Raw genomic sequence first — 1,101 nt, forward strand, 5'->3', positions numbered from 1 at the left:
CTGTGAGAGTAGAACGTCGCTTGGTTTGATGGAGGATTAGCTCAGCTGGGAGAGCACCTGCCTTACAAGCAGGGGGTCGGCGGTTCGAGCCCGTCATCCTCCACCATATGCCGACTTAGCTCAATTGGTAGAGCAACTGACTTGTAATCAGTAGGTTGGGGGTTCAAGTCCTCTAGTCGGCACTCTTTNNTTGCGGGTGTGGCGGAATTGGCAGACGCGCTAGACTTAGGATCTAGTACTTCGGTGTGGGGGTTCGAGTCCCTTCACCCGCACCATTTAAATTTATAAGTTATAAGCAGTATACGCGGAAGTAGTTCAGTGGTAGAATACAACCTTGCCAAGGTTGGGGTCGCGGGTTCGAGCCCCGTCTTCCGCTCCACATATGCTGCCGGGGTGGTGGAATGGCAGACACACAGGACTTAAAATCCTGCGGGGGTTGACCCCGTGCCGGTTCGAGTCCGGCCCTCGGTACCATTTATAATATGCGCCCGTAGCTCAATTGGATAGAGCGTTTGACTACGGATCAAAAGGTTATGGGTTCGAGTCCTTTCGGGCGCGCCATATTATTTCACCTGTAATTCTGAACGGGAAGTGGCTCAGCTTGGTAGAGCACCTGGTTTGGGACCAGGGGGTCGCAGGTTCAAATCCTGTCTTCCCGACCATTTAAAACATGGGGCCTTAGCTCAGCTGGGAGAGCGCCTGCCTTGCACGCAGGAGGTCAGCGGTTCGATCCCGCTAGGCTCCACTTGAAGAAACTTAAATTAACTTATTATGGCGGTGTAGCTCAGCTGGCTAGAGCGTACGGTTCATACCCGTGAGGTCGTGGGTTCGACTCCCTCCGCCGCTACTTATTTAAGGACCTTTAGCTCAGCTGGTTAGAGCAGACGGCTCATAACCGTCCGGTCGTAGGTTCGAGTCCTACAAGGTCCACCACTTATAATGGAGTAATACCCAAGTCTGGCTGAAGGGATCGGTCTTGAAAACCGACAGGGGTGTAACAGCCCGCGGGGGTTCGAATCCCTCTTACTCCTCCATTTTTATTAAAGTTTATATTAATGGAACTATATTAAATAGTATCCACATTATCGCGGGGTGGAGCAG

11 tRNA genes are annotated in these 1,101 nt (G+C 52.0%); all 11 read left to right on the plus strand.

The features are described 5' to 3' along the window. The first annotated feature begins 30 nt into the window (after positions 1–30). The 11 genes from COE53_RS21930 (at position 31) to COE53_RS21980 (ending at position 1,034) form a co-directional block, all read left to right on the plus strand. Positions 31–106 (plus strand) — tRNA-Val (locus tag COE53_RS21930). A gap of 3 nt (positions 107–109) precedes the next feature. Then, positions 110–182, plus strand: a tRNA-Thr gene (locus COE53_RS21935). A 10-nt stretch (positions 183–192) separates the two neighbouring features. Further along, positions 193–275, plus strand: a tRNA-Leu gene (locus tag COE53_RS21940). Positions 276–304: 29 nt separating this feature from the next. Further along, positions 305–379: transfer RNA gene (locus COE53_RS21945), tRNA-Gly, on the plus strand. A gap of 8 nt (positions 380–387) precedes the next feature. Next, a tRNA-Leu gene (locus COE53_RS21950) sits at positions 388–474 on the plus strand. 10 nt (positions 475–484) lie between these two features. After that, positions 485–561 (plus strand) — tRNA-Arg (locus tag COE53_RS21955). 24 nt (positions 562–585) lie between these two features. Then, positions 586–662 (plus strand) — tRNA-Pro (locus COE53_RS21960). Between the two features lie 10 nt (positions 663–672). Then, positions 673–745: transfer RNA gene (locus tag COE53_RS21965), tRNA-Ala, on the plus strand. Positions 746–773: 28 nt separating this feature from the next. Then, a tRNA-Met gene (locus tag COE53_RS21970) sits at positions 774–847 on the plus strand. A 9-nt stretch (positions 848–856) separates the two neighbouring features. Then, positions 857–933: transfer RNA gene (locus tag COE53_RS21975), tRNA-Ile, on the plus strand. Positions 934–941: 8 nt separating this feature from the next. Further along, positions 942–1,034 (plus strand) — tRNA-Ser (locus tag COE53_RS21980). The last annotated feature ends 67 nt before the right edge of the window (positions 1,035–1,101 follow it).

This window comes from Bacillus sp. AFS029533 (assembly GCF_002585125.1).
Lineage (GTDB): Bacteria > Bacillota > Bacilli > Bacillales > Bacillaceae_G > Gottfriedia > Gottfriedia luciferensis_B.